A 17,797-nucleotide genomic window follows, 5' to 3' on the forward strand; every position below is an offset into this window, starting at 1 on the left:
TTTAGAAGCATTAATAAGTCGGGATCAAAACGCGATCGCAAAAGTCGATTCAAACCTCCACATTCGCGTTTTGACGCTCAGTAGATTCAATGCGGTGGCATGATCACGCGACGAGCCAAACCAAGCGATTGCAACGCTCGAATCGCCCACCAGGTCATATCAATCTCCCACCATTTCCGTCCAGCTTTCGCGACATTCGGCTGAGCGTGGTGGTTATTGTGCCATCCTTCGCCATAGGTCAGCAGCGCTGCCCACCAGAGATTTCGCGAATTATCCTCAATCTCATAGGTCTTGTACCCAAACACATGGGTTACGGAATTAATGAACCAAGTGCTATGCCATAGCAACACTGCCCGCAGCACAAATCCATAAATCACAAATGACCATCCTCCCAACCAGTAGAGAAACAGCACCACTGGGATTTGCAGCATCAAGAAATTGGGCGTGCGATCGAGCCAGCGATATAAGGGCTCTTTGTCGAGATCGGGGGCAAACTTTCTGTAGGAGTTGTAATCAAAAAACTTTTGTCGGGGATAAAGCACCCAGAGCATATGGCTCCACCAGAAGCCGCGTTGTGCGGAATACGGGTCGTTATCCACATCTTCCGTATGCAAATGGTGCATCCGATGTCCCGCAACCCAGAAGATTGGGCCGCCTTGCATTGCCAAGGTTCCAATAATAGTCAACACGTATTCCAAAGGCTTGGGAACTTGTAAGCTCCGATGCGTCAGCAATCGGTGATAGCCCAAACAAATCCCAATACTGCCAAACAACCAATGCAACAAGAGCATCACGCCTAGCGCTTTCCAGGAAAAACAGAACGGAGCCAGCAGCGCTAGAGCATGAAATGCCCCAAAGAAAAAAACGTTCGTCCACTCCAATTTCAGGGCTGGTTCAGAGTTGACTTGAACAGAATTAGAAGTCATGAAAATCCCTTACTAACATTGACTCTCGATCGACCAACATTGAGGACGACCGAATTCGTATCACCCAACTTACGACAAATCCGTTAAAGTTGAGAAACGCAATTGCAAGTAACACTTACATTTTTAGACTAGCAACGACTGAATTTAAATGCAAGTGCCACTTGCATATTTATTTCTAAAGACATGCCTACCCCACGCAACTCGACCCGGGAACGCCTCATCCAAGCCGCCTTAGAGTTATTCACGGCGAACGGTATTACCGACACTACTACCAAACAAATCGCTGAATTAGCCGACGTAAATGAAGTGACTCTGTTTCGGCATTTTGGCAACAAACATGGGCTGTTACTGGCTGCGATCGAAGAAGCGGCGGTTTTTACTCAACTCGGTCAAACGCTAGTAGAACGGGCAGATCAAGCTGATTATATCGACCAAGCGCTGAAAGAATATGCGATCGCCTGTTTGGAAGCGCTGGAGCAGGTTCCAGAAATGGTGCGATCAGTGGTGGGTGAAGCGGGACAATACCCGACCGAAAATCGAGAGGCTTTAGGGCGGGGTCTGACCCAAGCCAATCGCTATGTGGCGGAATATTTCGATCGCGTGATTCATCGCCGCCAAATGCAGCCTAATTTATCGTCTGAAAGTCTTGCAAGTCTTCTAAATGGCATGCTGTTAGGCTATGCAGTGATCGAATTCACCAGCGAATTTCATGAACTTTGGCAAAGCCGCGACGATTTTCTAACGAATTTGGTGACTTTATTTTTGCAAGGCGCGATCCAGCCGACCCAGGCTGAGTCTTTAGAGGTTCGAGATTTGCCAGCAGACACGGTTCATCAAATTTTACAGCGGGCAAAAAAGCAAGGCGTTCAGGATTATGCGATCGCTTATGTTTTATTCGGTGCAGGCTTAAGTGCGCGAGAACTCACTGAATTGACGCGATCGGATTACCACGTCAAGCAAATTCAAGTTTCGACGCGCCAAGTTCCGTTAAATCAATGGATATTAGAAAAACGCTACGGTTCTCATACAAAAAATCCGCTGACTCAATGGCTCAAAACTCGTAAAGATGCGCTTCCTGCCATGTTTCTAGCGAGTGAAAATCAGCCCATTACCGAAGCTGATATTCTGCAACGTTGGACTGATTGGACTGAGGGAATTCCAAATGAACCAGGGATCGAACAAGCCTATCAAACTTGGTGTGTTGATCTCTTAATGCGAGGCATTACGATCGCAGATCTGAAGATTTTGACGCAACAAACCGAAGCGCAACTTCAGCCTTTTGTCGATCGAGCACGAGAGAAATTAGCAATCGAACAAGCAATCAGACTTGATCAGCCACCTCGGTCAATTGCTAAATAGATGAAAACAATCTTTACTAATCTTTGTGCATTGCAAACTTAATCCACTGCGATCGGAGCTTGAACTAAATCGACAAAACTGACCTGGCGTAAGCGATCGAGTTCTGTGATACGTTGTTTCTCAACGTAAGCTTTTTGCTGATAAAACTGTCCCAGATCAGGCGTAGTACTGAGATCCGTTTTCTGCCAAAGATCGAGGAAGTGGCGATAGCGTTTTTCACACATTACCCGCTCAATGCCTGCGGTAGCAGACCGAATCACAAGCGGCGCGCGCAGGATATCTCGCTGTGTTTTTTCGTCGAGTTCAAACAGCGAATAGACTTGAGACATCTCGCGGGGGAAATTGTGTGTGCGATCGCGCAATTGTTCCAGCAAATCGACCTCTAGACTATCCTGCTCAATGTCTGTGATTTGTCGCCAGAGAAATCGGTGATGAGACAGACTGAATTCTAGATCTTGAGCAGAAATTGCGTTACGAAGTTCTACCCGGTATTCAGGAGCATGGAGGTAGAGACGCAGCAATTGAGCTTCGCATTCTTCAAGTAAATTGCGATCGCCCGGAGTTTGCCATTTCTGCGATCGACCATGCCAGCGCTGTCCTCGAACTTGAAGCCGCAGATTTTCTTCGATTTGTTGAGTAAGACGGCTATTGCCTTGGCTAAGCAGTTCTGAGCAATGATGAATGTAATGCGTTCGCAGGGAGGGATTGGGCAGGTTTCCGAGAAGTGCCACGATCGCCATAACTGCCTGTTGGAATTGATCAGATTGTTTTAGGTCTTGATTCGCGATCGCTTGATTAATTTGCCAATCGAGCCAGAGAGGAGCGTGATCGAGAAGATCCTGATAAGCCTTTGCAGAGTGATTCTTAAGAAAATCATCGGGATCTTTTCCATCTGGGAGATTTAAAATCCGAAGTTGCACTTCTCCTTGATAGGCAAGCGTTGCAACTTCTCCGATCGCGCGTTCTGCGGCTTGAACGCCTGCGCGATCTGCATCAAAGTTGAATACAACGCGCTTCGATTCGGTATAGCGAAGAAGTTGCTTGACTTGAGCAATGCTGAGCGCCGTTCCGAGAGATGCAACCGCATTCGTCACGCCAGCAGCATGAAGCGCAATCACATCGAAATAGCCTTCGACAACAACCGCTTGATCCTGTTTCGCGATCGCGCTTTTTGCTTTGTCTAGCCCAAACAGCGTCCGACCTTTATCAAAGAGTTCGGTTTCTGGAGAGTTGAGATATTTAGGCTGTTCATCCGTCAGAGTTCGTCCCCCAAAGCCAATTACCCGACCCTGACTATCTTGAATCGGAACCATTAAACGATTACGGAAACGATCGTAATAGCCGTCTCCAGTTTTCCGAGGCACGAGCAGACCTGCTTTTTCGAGTAAGACGATCGGATATTTCTTTTGTTCAACTAAGTATTTGCAAAGAATGTCCCAACCTGCCGGAGCGTAACCGAGTTGGAATTGCTGAATCGTTTCGACAGAAAGTTTGCGATCGCGGCGTAAGTAAGCTAGAGCATCGGCTCCTTGAGGTTGCTGTAAGGCGTGCTCGTAAAATTTCGCGGTAATTGCCAGAATTTCGTAGAGCTGTTCTCGAACTGACAATTGACGTTGAAGTTCTTGGCGATCCTCCGCTTGTAGAGTTTGAACGGGGACTTGATACTTGCGTGCCAGATCGAGCACAACTTCGCTAAAGTTGCGTTTGCCTAACTCCATTAAAAACTTAATCGTATTGCCGCCTGCACCACAGCTAAAGCAGTAATAGAATTGTTTACTGGGGCTAACTGTGAAGCTAGGGGATTTGTCGTCGTGAAATGGGCATAAGCCAACGAAGTCTTTACCCTGTTTTTTCAGGACGACATGTTCCGAAACAACGTCTACAATATCAGCGCGTTGTTTGACTTGCTCGATCGTATCGGGATGCAGGCGAGGAACGTTCATGATCGGCTCTTCGTTGGTACACCTATTCTAGCAGATTCTTTGGGGAATACGCTGTAAATAGGAATGAGTTAATCCAGTGTACGCTATCTGTAGCGTTTGACCGAAAGTTTAACACTCTAGATTGGATCATGCAACTTACGACCACTCGACTTCAAGCTCAGATTCAATTCATTGTCGAAATTGACAAACTGAAGCATGTGCTCCGACAGACGATTTTGATGGATCAGTCACGGCGAGAAAATGATGCGGAGCATTCTTGGCATCTGGCGATGATGGCGATCGTGCTTTCTGAATACGCTGATCCAGCGGTGAATTTGCTGCGAGTTCTCAAAATGGTGCTGATTCACGATTTAGTAGAAATCGATGCAGGAGATACGTTCTGTTACGATGCGATCGCGCTGCAAGATCAAGAAATTCGAGAGCAGAAAGCGGCAGATCGATTGTTTGGCATGTTGCCGGAAAATCTTGGGGCAGAATTGCGATCGCTCTGGGAGGAATTTGAGGCGAGAGAATCTTTAGATTCCCAGTTTGCAGCAGCACTCGATCGGCTTCAGCCTTTATTGCATAACTACAATACGCAGGGTGGAACTTGGAAAAAGGCGGGCGTGACGGTTGATAAGGTGAGAAAACGGATGGAGCCTGTTGCGATCGGATCTCCGGTGTTGGGCGAGTTTGTCGAAAGTTTGATTGAGGATGCAGTGCGGCAAGGTTTTATTCGTGAGGCTAGTCATTGAGCTTCTAGTGAGCTTCATTCTTCAGAACTCTCTTTGAACTGAAAGTTTTAAACTTCTGTAAGGTGGCTCAACTTAGCTTCTGCCAGTATTGATTACTATTGATGAAATTGAGGACAATTCTACTCATTATCTGGTAGAAGAACATCCAAATCGACATCAATCCCATTTGTTAAAGCGCGTATACGATCGATCAACTCGGAACTCACAGCTTGAATTCGTTGAGGATTCTTCTGCATATCTTCTGATAGAAACTCTAGGAATTGTTTAAGCACCGGACCATCTTCTTCTGTACGATCGCTGTAATAAGTCATCTCCTTCTCCTATTTCAACACTGCGTGAATTGCTAGCCAAATGCAAGCAGGATCATTGCTGGTATAGCTCACACGATGTTTTTGATGGGCTGGAATGAGTAGATAGTCTCCAGCTTTTAGCTCGATCGTACTTTCATCCTCATACATCAATTGCGCTTCACCTTGAAGCAGGATGACCCATTCATCACGCGATTGGTCGTACCACTGATCGGGTGGAGTTGTTTGCCCAGTTGAAATAATTCGCTCGATCGAGATTTGATCCGTTTCACACAACGACTCAAACAATTCTCGATCGAGCTTCAATCCCGTTAAATCAAATATATTATCTATCAAGGTTTCCCCCATGAGCCGGATTCACAGCGTAGTAGACGATTTAAGATTCCGATCGCTTTCGCATCTTTCGAGGTTTTCACTCGTCGCTCCATAGCAACATTCGTTAGTTCCATCGAGAGACGAACTAAGTACGCTTCATCTTCGGCTGTCTTCACTAGGTCGGGTTTCATCGCTTGTAGATTACCCCGAAACGATCGAGCTGGATCAAACTTGAATTGTTTGCTCAAAGACTCAATAACAAAGCGTTGTTCAGGACGGGCAATCTTAGCAAGCGGTGCGATCGGTTGTCCTAAAATCTGCTCTTGCATGGTTGGGTTGCTTACTTGCCGTTGTAGCCAAGCTTCAGACGTAGAAATTGGCAAATCAGTCGTGAACTTATCGACTTTTGCATAAGCATGAGCTTCAGAGTATGCAATGCGACCGTCTTTGTTGTAGTCAGCAGAAGCAACTTTTCGTCCAACGCGATCGCGTCCTGTCAACCCTGCAAAAAAGCTCGAACTATAGTCCCGATAATCTGCTTCGTTTACTTCTGGAGTACAGCCAACTGAAGGACGAGATTTGATCGTTGCAAAGAACCCGCAGCGAGTCTGCAAAGCAATGCCTTTATTCGGATCACCCCCTCGGTAAATCAAATTCGCAAATGAGCCAGAATAGCACTGAGACATCATGGTGACGAAAGGCTTATTCTGTGGCAGACGATCAAGCATTTGCGTGAAATTTTGCACATTCAATTGGCGATCGCGCCACATGAGTAAAGTCGAATTGTCTTCGTTCACTCGATTATGTCCGCCATGCCCGGAAAAGTAGAAAAATAAGGGAGTTGAAGATTTCTCTTTTGCTGCCTCTGTTAGCCAAGTTCTCAGATTCGCAATGCTAGAAGCACCTTGTACATTCGGAATCGTATGAGCTTTGTACTGTTCCCGACCTCGCTCATCGAGATATCGCACGGTTTTCTCACCTGTGTTGCCATTTGCGAAGTAAATCGGCGCAACGCTCGGATTGTATCCTAGCTCTTTGAGCGATCGCTGAAAGTACAGCATGTTCTTCTCTAGCGCAATTTCGTTATAAGAAGGTCCACCACCACCGCCAAAGACTAAAAAATTCTGAGTACTCGATCGCTGACAGGTTGGAGCCTGGGATAAAGAAGGCTGACTAATTGCCTGAGAATTGGTCAGAGTAACGCTTGCAAGCAAAACCGGGATAAAGCGTCGCATCATAATTGAGCAGAGATTGAGATGTGATTAGAGAAATGATACCCAAACCTATAAAGATTGAATGGCGTGAATCAGACCCTGACACACCCGTGTGAGAAAGTCAAAATCGAGCGTTTCAATGCGATCGCTCGGTTGATGATAATGCGGATTTCTCAGATTTGCTGTATCCGTCACCATCAAAGCCCGATATCCCCGATCCCAAAATGCAGCATGATCACTCCGGCGCGTATCCGGAATAATTTTGCCGCGCATTCCCGCAGGCAGCCATTCACAGCCCACTTGAGCGCGCCGAATCGATCGACTGAGGCGCATCAAATCGGGAATTGTCGGAATATTGCCAATTAACGCAATGAAGTTCCCCTGATCCGGATAAAATCTCTCTAAACCTGCTGGATAGCGTTGTGAATTGCGTTCATGATTACAATACCCAAGCATCTCCAAAGCAATCATTAACCTTAACGGTTCACCATTCAACGACTGTGCATATTGAGTGTTACCAAATGTATCCGATTGTGTGAAAATTTCTTCTAAATCAAAAGCAACTAACCGAATCGGGTAACGGGCAGGCTTTTCAGAAAACGCTTTTGCCATTTCTAACAACACCGCTACTCCCGTCGCATTGTCGTCGGCTCCCGGTGAATTGGGAACCGCGTCATAATGTGCGCCAATCAGAATTGGCGGTTTTTTCTTCTGCCCCGGCAAGTTCAGAATCCAGTTGTAGTGAATCTTTTGCCCGACTTGAAACGCATGAGATTCAACGGTTCCCCAGCGTGAGAACTGCTCGCGAATATAGTGTTGAACATAAAAATGCCCCTGCGTCGCGAAATACGGATCGCGATCGCGGGCAATGACTTCAATATGCGATCGTAATCGTGCAGTTAACTCTTGCATCTAATTGACGATCGTTAAAGCACTGTGAACATCGGAAGGCAACCGTCTTAAAATTTTGCCTTTCTCCATATCCACAGCAACTAAAATCACTCGACCGCTGACAAACAGAACCGTGTCATCCGTGGATCGAATCTCATACTCGATCGGAAGTCGCACCCCTTCGAGCGCAGTCAAGCGAGTTTTGACGATCGCTTTCATTCCCATCCGCAACGGTTGATGATAGCGAATTGCCAAATCGATCACCGGAAGATTACACCCCATCGCGACCAACTTCGAGAAATCGATACCCCGTGCCTGCAAGAACTCAATTCGGGCTTCTTCTAGCCATTGGATATAGCGTCCATGCCATACGACACCTGCGTAATCCGTATGGTGCGAATAGACAGTAATCGGATAAATAAACCATTCCGGCGGAATCACGGATGGCACAAGATTAGATGTGGGAAGTTGAGGAGACTCTGACACGATCGTACTTCACAAACGATAACAAACGAACTATCAGGGGACAGCAGCCCCTAGACTTGAAACAGGCGCAACGTGGGATTTTCTTTCCCAATTGCCTCACCCTTTTCAAAGTCTACTGAGAAACGAGACAGAAGCGATGATAGAAAAAATCTTATTAGCCGATTCTGGCACTGGGCGTTCTGAAGATATGCTGAATGCACTGCTGGCGATTCCCTCCATTCAACGCGCGATGGTGACGGTGCTGCATGTGGTTCCACCCCAAACCAGTTCAGATTCGATGACGGAGAAATGGGAAGAAGGTGGAAAAACCTTAGCAACCGCAGTCCAATCGCTGAAGATTGATCAGAGCCACGTTTCGGCGATGCTAAGAGAAGGCGACCCGAAAGATCAAGTCCTGAAAGCGGCGGATGAGGTGAACGCTGATCTGATTATTATGGGATCGCGCGGATTGAAGCGATTAGTCTCAATTTTGGAGAATTCCGTCAGTCAGTATGTGTTTCAGCTTTCCTCGCGCCCGATGCTGCTGGTGAAAGATGACATTTTTGTGCGATCGATTAATCGTATTGCTGTTGCCGTTGATAAGTCTGAGTCGTCGAAGCAAGCTTTGAAGATGGCGCTGTTTTTGGCACGCGATATTAAAGGCGGACAAGTAACGCTGATTCACATCGATTCTAATCCCAAAGGGGCTGAGAAAGTGGGAGCAGAAGCAGAAAGAGATCCTGCGTTCGCAGATGCGATCGCGCAAGCGAAACAAGCGGGAGTCGCCTACAAAGCAGTGGTTACCGCTGGAAAAGCAGGTGAAGCAATCTGCCGGGTTGCAGATGAGACGAAGGCAGATCTGCTGATCTTGGGATCGCCCGATCGCCGCCCTTCGATCGCGAAAGGATTGCCCGATCTCGATCGCTTATTAGGAACATCGTTGTCTGACTATGTGCGAGTCTATGCAAATTGCCCCGTGTTATTGACCCGAACGCTCGGGTAATTTCAATTTCGGTTCCAATAAACAATGGGTAGAGTATGGATGATTCCGTCTCTACCCGTTTTACGCTTCCAATTTGATCTGCATACAATCTAAGAGTTCAAATCGACTGTCACCTCAGCCGACATTCCAGGTGTCACTGCCGATTCAAATCCTCGAATCGAATCTCGATCGAACACAACTTTCACCGGAATGCGCTGCACGACTTTGGTAAAGTTCCCAGTCGCATTATCAGGCGGCAAGAGCGCAAACTGTGCCCCAGAAGCAGGAGAGACACTCTCAATCCGTCCTGTAAACTCATGATGCGGGAACGAATCTAATTTAATCTCAACTTTTTGTCCGGGATGCATCTTCTCAAGTTGGGTTTCCTTGAAATTCGCAGTCACCCAGTATTGATCATCCACGATCGCTAAAAGCGGAGTGCCCGCCTGAACCTGCTGCCCAGTCTGAACATTCTTCCGTCCCACTCGTCCACTGACCGGAGCCGTAATCGTCACATATGCCAACTGCTGCTTCGCATTCTTCAACGCGACTTGAGACTGATTAATCGCAGCTTGCGCTGTCTGATAATCACTCTGACTTACCTGGGTCTGAACATTTTGTGCCTGTGCCTGCTGCAATTCCCCTTGTGAAGATTCCAAGCCAGCTTGTGCCGTGGCAACGCCTTGTTCAGCTTGTGCGACCTTCGCCTGGGCTTGTCTAACGCCTTCACTCGCAGAATCGCGCTGAGCGCGTGCTACTTCATACGCTTGTCGTGCCGTATCTAACTCGCGCCGCGACACTGCACCCGAACTGTACAACTGATTAAACCGATTGTAGTCCGCTTGAGCCTTGGCTAAATTCGCATTCGTTTGCGCTAAGTCGGCTTGCGCTCTCGGCACTCCAGCTTGGGCTTCAGCAACTTGTGCCTGAGCTTGTGCGATCGCGGCTTGAGCCGTACCAATTCCACCCTGAGCTTTTGTATTCGATGCAGTTGCATTTTGACCGGAGAGCGCAACATTCACCTGTGCAGTATTCGCCTTCTGTTGTGCCGCCGCTAAATCCGCTTGCGCCTGTTGTAATTTAATTTGAAAATCTCGATCGTCTAGTCGAATCAATGGCTGACCCGCTTTCACGTCTTGGTTATCATCCACCAACACCTGATCGACCGTTCCTGCGACGCGAGAACCGATCGAGTGAATATTACCCGTAACCGTTGCATTATCTGTACTCTGGTGCGCTGAAGCGTATTGCCACCAGTTGTACCCAAACCCACTTGCTGCGATCGCACCAACACCCAAGCCTGCCAAAATTAGCTTCATTGGCTTCTTGCGGCGAGTCGCCACAGGCTGCTCTGGAGGAGCAACAACTTTAGGAGTCACTTGATCGAGCTGCGGCGCAGGTTTAACTAACTTGTTTTCCTGAACTGGAGCATGATCATCAAAAGATGCAGAACTCATAATTCACTCAAAATGTGAGGAGCAGTAAAGCAGAAATCCATTTCCTTAGAGCCCTAAGGATTTGCATAAATTCATAATACCACAATTTAATTCGAGCACTAATTGTTTGCACTATAACTATGGTCGGATTTCCGCAAAATTCAAAACCTGCTTCTAGAGAGATTTCTTAACTTAAATCCAGGCTTCACAGCCGTCTCAGGATTGAATATGTTAGCATCAGTGCAAATAAGCACGTCTTAAAAATCCGAATGGGAAAGGTTCTGGTGCTCAATGCCTCCTATGAACCGCTCAATATCACCAGTTGGCGGCGAGCAGTTGTCCTGCTAATCAAAGGCAAAGCTGAGCAAGTCGAGCATAACGGAAAGTTCGTTTATTCGGGGTTCCCACTCCCCACGGTGATTCGGCTGCGCCATTATGTGCGCGTGCCCTACAAGGAGATTCCCCTCACCCGCAAGAATCTCTTGCACCGAGATTCACACTCCTGTCAGTATTGTGGCTATACAGGCGATGACTTGACCCTGGATCATGTGATCCCGCGATCGCGAGGCGGAGCAGACACTTGGGAAAATATTGTGACTGCCTGTGTGCGCTGCAATGTGAAGAAGGGCAATCGCACGCCGAAAGAAGCATCGATGCCTTTATTCACGAATCCACACCGACCGCACAGTGGGCTTTATTTTGAGGTGACGAAGCATGTCAAAAATGGTGTGAACCAGGAGTGGCAGAAATACGTCATTGGTGGAGTGCGAGAAGAGTAGTTCCAATCAGAAGTGATGTAGTTTACGATCGCATTCTCTCTCTTATGAGAGAAATCGAACAAACCGATCTGCCGTTTTTTGAAGTTTTTTGCGAAGATCAAGAAGTGCCTACGATCGATCATGTCTAAACAGGATGGGATCGACTGAGGCTGGTTCTATTTTTCGCACAACTTTAACGTATGCAATCTGATTCAACTGTGCCCCTCTCTTCATTTGTAACAATGGAACCAGACTCCGGTATTTCTGGGCTGAATCCGACTGAGGTTCAAATTATTTCATCCCCTCAAACTTCTAACGGATCGAATTATACGACCGAATCGCGCGGAAGATTTCCTTACGAAGTGGTTCGATCGTCTGAGCAAGAACAAAAAATTGAAGCTTTTCGCCAAGTTCTCGAACGACATCGAGGCGAACGTCAAATTATTCTGCTTCAAGATTTCCCTGACCCAGACGCACTCTCTTCAGCTTGGGCATACAAATTAATCGCTCAAAAGTTTGAAATTCAGTGCGAGATTGTCTATGCCGGAATGCTTTCGCACCAGGAAAATATCGCCCTTGTTAAGCTCACAAATTTACCGCTCCAACGTCTACCGATTCAAACTGCGAAAACGAAAGATTTTTCAATTTATAAAGGCTGTGTCCTGATCGACAATCAGGGAACGACGAGCCAACTTCTCACGTCCGTTCAGCAGGCGAATATTCCGATTACCGTGATTATTGATCATCACAGTATGCAAGATGACCTCAAAGCTGAATTTATCGATATCCGCACCTACACCCGTGCCACTGCCACGATTCTGACCCAGTACATTCAATCGGGAATGTTGAAGCTGGATACGAGTACGCCTGAGCATGTGAAGTGTGCAACGGCGCTCATGCACGGATTGCGCTCAGATACGAATCGCCTGATGCAGGCGCAGGAAGAAGATTTTCTGGCTGCGGCTTATTTGAGTCGATTTTACGATGCGCAATTGCTGAATGCAGTGATGCAATCTTCGCGATCGAAGCAAGTCATGGAAGTGATTGAGCGATCGCTGAAAAATCGCATGGTACAGAATAATTTCTCGATCGCGGGAGTGGGTTATTTGCGATACGACGATCGTGATGCGATTCCGCAAGCTGCGGACTTCTTGGTTACTGAGGAGAATGTCCATACTGCGGTCGTTTACGGGATTGTTCACGACGAAGATGAAGAACTCGAATTCGTCGTGGGATCGCTGCGAACGAATAAAATTACGCTTGATCCCGATGAATTTATCAAAGAAGCGTTTGGACAAGATGCTCACGGCAGATTCTTTGGCGGAGGACGATCGCAAGCGGGGGGATTTGAAATTCCCATGGGATTTTTATCTGGATTTACAGAGAATAGCGACTATGCCAAAACAAAATGGTCAGTCTTTGATGCTCAGGTCAAACAAAAGCTATTGCGCCTAGTCAACCCGGATCAAAATTATCCAAAAGGCGTGAATTAATCCCAAGGTAGAGGATTGAGGGGCAAAGGGTGCTGTAATGATCCGTGTAGTCCTTCAATCTTCTGTAGATATGGAACTTTATCTGATCCGACATGGCTTAGCCGGACAACATGGCGACTATCCTGATGATGATCAGCGTCCTCTGACTCCAGAAGGGGAGCGTAAAACAGAACAGGTTGCAAAGCGAATGCGATCGCTCGATTTAAAATTTGATCTGATTCTGACCAGCCCTCTGACTCGTGCCAAGCAAACGGCTAAAATTTTGCAAAAAGCAGGGTTGAGCGATGCATTAGAAACTGCTGGCTACCTTGCCCCAGGAGGCGATATTCAGAATTGGCACGCTTGGGTTGAGAGTTGGCGATCGCCCGACAAAGCATTAGCGCTGGTTGGACACGAGCCGGATCTCAGCAGTTGGGCAGAGTTACTGATTTGGGGAGAAGTGCGCGATCGCTTCATTCTAAAAAAAGCGGGTGTGATCGGCTTAGAGCTTCCCGAGAGCGGAAGTGCGATCTCCAATAGCCAACTATTCTGGCTAACTCCGCCTCGGTTGTTTCTGTAAACAAAAAATGCGATCGCATGGTTCAGCATTGAGAGTTTGCCTCTGTTGGCTTGGCTAACTGCGATCGTGATGGACCTCTTGCCCATGTTTCCAATTATGGTAAGAGTTAAGCCGTTTGCAGCGTCATCGGTTCAGGAATCTGCTCACCTTCTACCTGCCAAGCTTCTAAATACATTTCGATCACGTCTTCACCATTACGAATCGCTTCTTCACGAGTTTTGCCAGATGTGCAAGGCATAACAACCAAGTCAGCAAATTCTGGAACAGTAACCAGGAACAGTTGATCTTCATCAGACCATTGAATGATCATGCTGTATCGGCTCATCTTTCCTGATCCTCCTCTCTTAAATTCTTGAGTTCTATCAGTAGTTTTTCGAGTTGTTTTTCTAAATAGAGTGGAACATCATCTCCATCTTTTCCTGGGATCGTCAATGTTTTTTTCAGGAGAGGATGCCGCCACCGCTCATGACTCCCTTTGCCACGCTTAGGCAGATATGTAAATCCTTCACGTCCAATCTGAGCTTTCAATTCTCGAATTTTTCTAGGCATGAATATTCGTTTAGAGCGTGCCCTATCTTTTCAATCCTTTTTTTTATTCTTACCTACTTCCTTTGCTCTCAAGTTCGCCTTTCGATGCCTCCGCTAGGAGAGTCCCAATCACACAAGCTCCGATCAGATTTGCGCCTGTTAGGTTTGCATCCTGGAGTTCTGCACAAAGCAGATTCGCACCTGAGAGGTTCGCGCCTGCTAAATTCGCACCTTGCAAATCGGCTTCTTCAAGATTCGCTTCGCTGAGCTGTGCGCCCTGCAAATCTGCTTGAGTCAAGTTTGCACCGAGCAAATTGACCCCACTTAAATTTGCGCCTCGTAAATCTGCACCTCGTAAATCAACGCCTTGCAAATTCACGCCCATCAAGTTTGTGCCGCTGAGAAATGCACCGGATAAAGCCGCGCGAGTTAGGCGCGATCGCATGAGATTCGCCCCGCGCAAATTACTGCCGCGCAAATCTGCCTCAGTCAAATCTGCCTGCATCAAATTTGCACCCGTCATCGACGCGCGCAAATCCGCCCCAATCAGCTGGCATCCGACTAAATTCGCACCGTCTAAAATGGCTCCCGCCAGCTTTGCGCCTGTGAAATCTGCCCCCGCCAGTTTTGCTCCCGCCAAAATCACGCCGCCCAAATCTGCTTTAGACAGATCTTCATCCTGCAAATCTACGCCCGCGAGTTGCGTTACTTTTCCCGATCGAATCGCCTGAATATCCATCTACCCTCGCTCCGTCACTTTCTCAGATAGATTCAGCAATTCTTCGTCAGAATGAGAATCTAACAACCACATTCCAGCCGCGATTTTCGGCATTTGAATCGGTAGGCTTAACCCTTGCTGAATCGCGCTGACAAGAAGCGTTAAAGCTTCGACGAGCTTTGTATCCCACCGCTCTCCCGCTTCCGCTTGGCACTGAGCGAGCGCATCGGTTAAATTGCTTTGAGTCACGCGCTGTTGAAACTCAGAGAGTAAGCCAAGGATTCTTGATTCTAAAGGAATTTCGTCGCCTGCGAGTCCAGCAGGTTGTCCTTTTCCATTCCAGTGTTCAGATTCATGCGTAATGATCGTTGCGATCGCATTCAATCTGCCCATATTTCTTAAAAGCTGAGCGCCTGGAACGATCGGACAACTCGGTGCGGCATCGGGATCAGGCTCGGTCACCCGTCCAAAGCTTCCTGGACTGAGTACACTATCTGCTCGCTGTAAGAATGCGAGTCGATGCAGCAAGGCAGAGAGCCGCAACCGATTCACCTGCCAAGCCGGAAGATCGAGCAACTGTGCCATCGCAACCGATAGTGAAGCCACTTCAGCCGCAGCATTTGGATTGCTCACATCGGTTTGATCAATCAATTGAGCCAGACGGAGAAAGGCTTGTAGCTCATTGGAAACGAGATTGTTATCTAACGCTTCGTGCTTGTGTTTCGAGTGACCGTCTTGTAAATAGTTCACAACCATTGAAACCGCTTGATAGATTTCGTCTTGGTCGCTACTCTGAGCAGAAATTTCTGCGACTTTTGCCCGAAGTTGATTGGCTAAATCCGGATTGTAGCGATCGATATGAGCGATCGCAATATTCACCGTCTCTTCGACTAAGCCCTGCTCAAATGTCCAAAAGCCGTAGAACTTCCGCTCTAAGTCTTCTTCTGGCACACCTTGAGTCCCATAGTCTTCAGGCGAGAGTTCCTGACAGAGCACCATGGCGGTATAAGACGGAGCCAAAATCATCAAGTGCCATTCTTGAGCAACCGGATCGGCTGGATCTAAATCGACTAAAGTGACATTCGATCGCTGACTGGTGGGATGTTCTGCAAATCCGGCATCTGCCGTCGCCATGATCACAATTTGGTCGGCTCGATTCGCGATATCGCCATAGCGATCAGCTTCGACGATATACCATTTTCCCCGCTGGAAAGCAGTAATCACGAGAGGCGCACTCTGACAGGTGAGAATGCAGTCTTCCAGAGCATGACAGAGTGAAACCAGCGTATTTTTGTAATACACACCGAAATTGAGCGGGCGTTTACCGACCTCGCCGGACTGGTGCGCGACTTTTAAATCTTTGAGAATTGAGCCTTCTAACATGAGCGGAAATTAGGGAGCAGTAACAAGTTGAGGATTGGATTTCTCGATCGGAGCAGTTAAGGCTTCTTCTAGATCAGCACGTCCGAGACGTTCTTCTAAAATATCCATGACTTCCCGTCCGAAATCATTGGGATTGCGCTGCCAAGCTTGCAGACAAACTTCACCAAAGAATGATCCCAAAGGTTCTGGATTCCATAACAGTTTGCGAACTGTCCAAGGTTTCACATTCATCGGATCGTATCCCGGCTTCAGAATGTCATTCTTGAGCGCATATTCTTCTAGATGCGTATGAGGTTGCAGCCCGATAAAGAAAATCGCAGGCTCAACTTTGTCAGCTCCGAAGATTTTTTCTAATTCGCGATGATACGCGATCGTTTGTCGAATCGTTTCCGGTCGCTCATCAATCACGTTAAACGAATAATTCACCGAAACAAGATCGTTGAATCCTGCCGCTTTCAAATCTCGACAGTTTTCTAAGACGGTTCGGAGATTGTACCCCATTCTCATTTTGCGTACGAGTTCCTGAGAGCCGCTGGTAATGCCGATCTCAAAGTAATTCATGCCAGTCTTCACCATCAATTCGGCAAGCTTCGGCGTGAGATTATCTGCGCGAATGTAAGCTGCCCAGTGAATATCGGTCATTCCAGCATCCACGATCTTTTGCAGAAGCTCGATCGCATCATCAATATACTTCCGAGCCGGAATAAATTGAGCATCTGTAAACCAGAAGTTGCGCACGCCTTTTTTATAAAGCTGCTGCATTTCTTTGACGACTTCATCGGCTGGATTGATCCGAACTTGTTTACCTTCAATCACGGTATAGACGCAGTAGCAGCAATTATGTGGACAACCGCGCTTGGTCTGGACTCCGATGTAGAAATCTTGAGATTGAAAATAGTAGTCAAATTCGTCCCAGATCGACGCAATGTAATCGTAATCGCAAGCCGCTTTCTCGATCGGGGTGGGAAATTCGTGAATCATGCGATCGCGCGGTTTCGTCTCGCCGACGATATAACACCGCTCATTTAAGAAATCTTCACCCCGCAGCAGTTTTTCAAGCAGCGTTTCCCCTTCGCCCACCGATACGATCGTGCCTTTCGGCAAACTTCTCGCAACTTGCTCATAAAACACGCTCACTGCGCCCCCACCCACAACCAATTTGGCATCTGGATGATATTTGCGAGCGCGTTTGAAGCCCCGTTTGATCAGATTGGCATTGCGCCACAATTCGCCGTAATAGCCTGAAGCGATTCGCAGTAAGCCAAGCGCGCCTCTCGCCTTCAAGAACGGATTTAAAGCGTAGTAGTACTCAAAGGTGTATTGCAGTGGATTTCCCCCGCGGCCCCCCACAGGTGCGTAAATCTGAATGTCGCGCCAAGAATAGACCAACAGCGTTGGCTTGAACTGATCAATGCAATCATCCAGCGCTGAGGCGTAATCCAAAGGCGGGACTGTGCCCAAATCTAAGATTTTTTGGGTGATGTCAGGAAACTGCTTGTGAACGTGATCGGCAAGATACACGGCTCCAATCGGAAAAATCGGATTACAAGGCAACCGGACGTAGAGAATGCGAGTTTCCATAGCCTTCATGGGTGAGGAATCCATCAGCGTTGATTCATCGGATCAATGGATCCTGAGTAATTTTCACATAACTTTACGATATCACTGACTCTCGTTCTCTGCATGGATTGTCCTCAAGAAGCATCCACGCGATCGCAAAACAGCCTTAATCTTTTTTGAGAACTCTGTATTTTTACTGCACAAAGTATTCAGGTATGAACTAAA

The 17,797-nt window shown here is 47.4% G+C and carries 19 protein-coding genes; 6 read left to right on the top strand and 13 right to left on the bottom strand.

Annotation, left to right across the window (positions count from 1 at the left end; genetic code table 11):
* Positions 1 to 86: 86 nt before the first annotated feature.
* Complete coding sequence (locus ACMUEV_RS23225; RefSeq protein ID WP_017286722.1) at positions 87 to 926, bottom strand: acyl-CoA desaturase; 840 nt, start codon at positions 924 to 926, stop codon at positions 87 to 89.
* 183 nt (positions 927 to 1,109) lie between these two features.
* Here ACMUEV_RS23225 and ACMUEV_RS23230 point away from each other — a divergent pair, with 183 nt between their 5' ends.
* Entirely contained in the window at positions 1,110 to 2,285 is a 1,176-nt protein-coding gene (locus ACMUEV_RS23230) for a TetR family transcriptional regulator (RefSeq protein WP_190649038.1), read from the top strand.
* Between the two features lie 38 nt (positions 2,286 to 2,323).
* Here ACMUEV_RS23230 and dnaG read toward each other — a convergent pair whose 3' ends face one another.
* The gene (dnaG, locus tag ACMUEV_RS23235; protein ID WP_190649041.1) at positions 2,324 to 4,228 is read right to left on the bottom strand and encodes a DNA primase; all 1,905 of its coding nucleotides are present in this window, start codon (positions 4,226 to 4,228) and stop codon (positions 2,324 to 2,326) included.
* A 128-nt stretch (positions 4,229 to 4,356) separates the two neighbouring features.
* On the opposite strand from dnaG, the gene ACMUEV_RS23240 reads away from it, so the two are divergent.
* Positions 4,357 to 4,962, top strand: a complete 606-nt coding sequence (locus ACMUEV_RS23240) for an HD domain-containing protein (protein WP_190649044.1) — start codon at positions 4,357 to 4,359, stop codon at positions 4,960 to 4,962.
* A 119-nt stretch (positions 4,963 to 5,081) separates the two neighbouring features.
* On the opposite strand, the gene ACMUEV_RS23245 is transcribed toward ACMUEV_RS23240, so the two are convergent.
* The 5 genes from ACMUEV_RS23245 to ACMUEV_RS23265 are packed head-to-tail and all read right to left on the bottom strand — an operon-like array spanning position 5,082 to position 8,176.
* Positions 5,082 to 5,273 (bottom strand): type II toxin-antitoxin system PrlF family antitoxin, encoded by a 192-nt coding sequence (locus ACMUEV_RS23245; protein WP_190649047.1) that lies wholly within the window; start codon positions 5,271 to 5,273, stop codon positions 5,082 to 5,084.
* 9 nt (positions 5,274 to 5,282) lie between these two features.
* A complete protein-coding gene (locus ACMUEV_RS23250) occupies positions 5,283 to 5,618 on the bottom strand; it encodes a cupin domain-containing protein (protein WP_190649050.1) in 336 nt (111 codons plus the stop codon).
* Positions 5,603 to 6,823, bottom strand: a complete 1,221-nt coding sequence (locus tag ACMUEV_RS23255; RefSeq protein WP_242044287.1) for a caspase family protein — start codon at positions 6,821 to 6,823, stop codon at positions 5,603 to 5,605. Before ACMUEV_RS23255 ends, ACMUEV_RS23250 begins: the two co-directional genes overlap by 16 nt.
* A gap of 45 nt (positions 6,824 to 6,868) precedes the next feature.
* Positions 6,869 to 7,711, bottom strand: coding sequence for a M28 family peptidase (locus ACMUEV_RS23260; RefSeq protein WP_190649053.1), 843 nt, complete (start codon positions 7,709 to 7,711; stop codon positions 6,869 to 6,871).
* Positions 7,712 to 8,176: an acyl-CoA thioesterase gene (locus ACMUEV_RS23265; RefSeq protein WP_017286713.1), complete on the bottom strand. Its 465-nt coding sequence runs from the start codon at positions 8,174 to 8,176 to the stop codon at positions 7,712 to 7,714. It abuts the gene before it with no gap.
* A gap of 136 nt (positions 8,177 to 8,312) precedes the next feature.
* Here ACMUEV_RS23265 and ACMUEV_RS23270 point away from each other — a divergent pair, with 136 nt between their 5' ends.
* Positions 8,313 to 9,158: a universal stress protein gene (locus ACMUEV_RS23270; protein WP_017286712.1), complete on the top strand. Its 846-nt coding sequence runs from the start codon at positions 8,313 to 8,315 to the stop codon at positions 9,156 to 9,158.
* Positions 9,159 to 9,247: 89 nt separating this feature from the next.
* Here the strand turns inward: ACMUEV_RS23270 and ACMUEV_RS23275 are convergent, their stop codons facing one another.
* Entirely contained in the window at positions 9,248 to 10,594 is a 1,347-nt protein-coding gene (locus ACMUEV_RS23275) for an HlyD family secretion protein (protein WP_190649056.1), read from the bottom strand.
* Positions 10,595 to 10,842: 248 nt separating this feature from the next.
* Between ACMUEV_RS23275 and ACMUEV_RS23280 the strand changes: the two genes are divergently transcribed.
* From ACMUEV_RS23280 to sixA, 3 genes are all read left to right on the top strand, one after another.
* Positions 10,843 to 11,352, top strand: a complete 510-nt coding sequence (locus ACMUEV_RS23280) for an HNH endonuclease (RefSeq protein ID WP_190649059.1) — start codon at positions 10,843 to 10,845, stop codon at positions 11,350 to 11,352.
* A 221-nt stretch (positions 11,353 to 11,573) separates the two neighbouring features.
* A complete protein-coding gene (locus tag ACMUEV_RS23285; RefSeq protein WP_017286709.1) occupies positions 11,574 to 12,824 on the top strand; it encodes a DHH family phosphoesterase in 1,251 nt (416 codons plus the stop codon).
* A 70-nt stretch (positions 12,825 to 12,894) separates the two neighbouring features.
* On the top strand, positions 12,895 to 13,383 hold the full coding sequence (sixA, locus tag ACMUEV_RS23290; protein ID WP_190649061.1) for a phosphohistidine phosphatase SixA: 489 nt from the start codon (positions 12,895 to 12,897) through the stop codon (positions 13,381 to 13,383).
* 106 nt (positions 13,384 to 13,489) lie between these two features.
* Here sixA and ACMUEV_RS23295 read toward each other — a convergent pair whose 3' ends face one another.
* Genes ACMUEV_RS23295 through ACMUEV_RS23315 form a run of 5 tightly spaced genes read right to left on the bottom strand, consistent with a single transcriptional unit; the run spans position 13,490 to position 17,593 of the window.
* Positions 13,490 to 13,708: a type II toxin-antitoxin system HicB family antitoxin gene (locus tag ACMUEV_RS23295; RefSeq protein WP_190649063.1), complete on the bottom strand. Its 219-nt coding sequence runs from the start codon at positions 13,706 to 13,708 to the stop codon at positions 13,490 to 13,492.
* Positions 13,705 to 13,932, bottom strand: coding sequence for a type II toxin-antitoxin system HicA family toxin (locus ACMUEV_RS23300; protein WP_190649066.1), 228 nt, complete (start codon positions 13,930 to 13,932; stop codon positions 13,705 to 13,707). The genes ACMUEV_RS23295 and ACMUEV_RS23300 overlap by 4 nt, the downstream gene beginning before the upstream one ends.
* A 49-nt stretch (positions 13,933 to 13,981) precedes the next feature.
* Entirely contained in the window at positions 13,982 to 14,650 is a 669-nt protein-coding gene (locus tag ACMUEV_RS23305) for a pentapeptide repeat-containing protein (protein ID WP_190649069.1), read from the bottom strand.
* A complete protein-coding gene (locus ACMUEV_RS23310) occupies positions 14,651 to 16,012 on the bottom strand; it encodes a DICT sensory domain-containing protein (RefSeq protein ID WP_190649072.1) in 1,362 nt (453 codons plus the stop codon).
* A gap of 9 nt (positions 16,013 to 16,021) precedes the next feature.
* Positions 16,022 to 17,593, bottom strand: a complete 1,572-nt coding sequence (locus ACMUEV_RS23315; protein ID WP_190649074.1) for a photosystem II high light acclimation radical SAM protein — start codon at positions 17,591 to 17,593, stop codon at positions 16,022 to 16,024.
* Between the last annotated feature and the right edge of the window lie 204 nt (positions 17,594 to 17,797).

This window comes from Leptolyngbya sp. FACHB-1624 (assembly GCF_047649235.1).
In the GTDB taxonomy this organism is placed as follows: Bacteria; Cyanobacteriota; Cyanobacteriia; order Leptolyngbyales; family Leptolyngbyaceae; genus Leptolyngbya; species Leptolyngbya boryana.

Coding starts and splice junctions, on each gene's coding strand:
- dnaG (WP_190649041.1), bottom strand. CDS start 4,228: ATGAACGTTCCTCGCCTGCATCCCGATACGATCGAGCAAGTCAAACAA.
- ACMUEV_RS23310 (WP_190649072.1), bottom strand. CDS start 16,012: ATGTTAGAAGGCTCAATTCTCAAAGATTTAAAAGTCGCGCACCAGTCC.
- ACMUEV_RS23260 (WP_190649053.1), bottom strand. CDS start 7,711: ATGCAAGAGTTAACTGCACGATTACGATCGCATATTGAAGTCATTGCC.
- ACMUEV_RS23285 (WP_017286709.1), top strand. CDS start 11,574: ATGGAACCAGACTCCGGTATTTCTGGGCTGAATCCGACTGAGGTTCAA.
- ACMUEV_RS23245 (WP_190649047.1), bottom strand. CDS start 5,273: ATGACTTATTACAGCGATCGTACAGAAGAAGATGGTCCGGTGCTTAAA.
- ACMUEV_RS23240 (WP_190649044.1), top strand. CDS start 4,357: ATGCAACTTACGACCACTCGACTTCAAGCTCAGATTCAATTCATTGTC.
- ACMUEV_RS23225 (WP_017286722.1), bottom strand. CDS start 926: ATGACTTCTAATTCTGTTCAAGTCAACTCTGAACCAGCCCTGAAATTG.
- ACMUEV_RS23315 (WP_190649074.1), bottom strand. CDS start 17,593: ATGGAAACTCGCATTCTCTACGTCCGGTTGCCTTGTAATCCGATTTTT.
- sixA (WP_190649061.1), top strand. CDS start 12,895: ATGGAACTTTATCTGATCCGACATGGCTTAGCCGGACAACATGGCGAC.
- ACMUEV_RS23250 (WP_190649050.1), bottom strand. CDS start 5,618: ATGGGGGAAACCTTGATAGATAATATATTTGATTTAACGGGATTGAAG.
- ACMUEV_RS23300 (WP_190649066.1), bottom strand. CDS start 13,932: ATGCCTAGAAAAATTCGAGAATTGAAAGCTCAGATTGGACGTGAAGGA.
- ACMUEV_RS23230 (WP_190649038.1), top strand. CDS start 1,110: ATGCCTACCCCACGCAACTCGACCCGGGAACGCCTCATCCAAGCCGCC.
- ACMUEV_RS23295 (WP_190649063.1), bottom strand. CDS start 13,708: ATGAGCCGATACAGCATGATCATTCAATGGTCTGATGAAGATCAACTG.
- ACMUEV_RS23305 (WP_190649069.1), bottom strand. CDS start 14,650: ATGGATATTCAGGCGATTCGATCGGGAAAAGTAACGCAACTCGCGGGC.
- ACMUEV_RS23255 (WP_242044287.1), bottom strand. CDS start 6,823: ATGATGCGACGCTTTATCCCGGTTTTGCTTGCAAGCGTTACTCTGACC.
- ACMUEV_RS23270 (WP_017286712.1), top strand. CDS start 8,313: ATGATAGAAAAAATCTTATTAGCCGATTCTGGCACTGGGCGTTCTGAA.
- ACMUEV_RS23280 (WP_190649059.1), top strand. CDS start 10,843: ATGGGAAAGGTTCTGGTGCTCAATGCCTCCTATGAACCGCTCAATATC.
- ACMUEV_RS23275 (WP_190649056.1), bottom strand. CDS start 10,594: ATGAGTTCTGCATCTTTTGATGATCATGCTCCAGTTCAGGAAAACAAG.